The sequence below is a fragment of the Citrobacter sp. wls613 genome, from assembly GCF_005281195.1.
Taxonomy (GTDB): domain Bacteria; phylum Pseudomonadota; class Gammaproteobacteria; order Enterobacterales; family Enterobacteriaceae; genus Citrobacter; species Citrobacter gillenii.
In genome coordinates this window covers 1-275 of sequence record NZ_SZXN01000033.1, presented here as the reverse complement: position 1 = coordinate 275, position 275 = coordinate 1, and the positions used below count along the sequence as shown (strand labels likewise).

Here is a 275-nt window from a genome sequence, read left to right as displayed (position 1 = left end):
CAGCGGAAAACACGACCTTTCAGAACTGCGTTCTTTGCAGGACTGGTTTCTGAAATTTGAACTGAAGACCATCCCGAACGTGGCTGAGGTAGCCTCGGTTGGTGGCGTGGTGAAGCAGTACCAGATTCAGGTCAATCCGGTAAAACTGTCCCAGTATGGGATCAGCCTGCCCGAAGTGAAACAGGCTCTTGAATCGTCTAACCAGGAGGCCGGTGGTTCATCCGTTGAAATGGCCGAAGCGGAGTATATGGTCCGTGCCAGCGGTTATCTTCAGA

General features: G+C 52.4%; 1 protein-coding gene. It reads left to right on the top strand.

Annotation, left to right across the window (positions count from 1 at the left end):
- Positions 1-275, top strand: a 275-nt coding sequence (locus FDX01_RS04595) for an efflux RND transporter permease subunit (RefSeq protein ID WP_170974757.1), incomplete at both ends; no start/stop codon positions are given.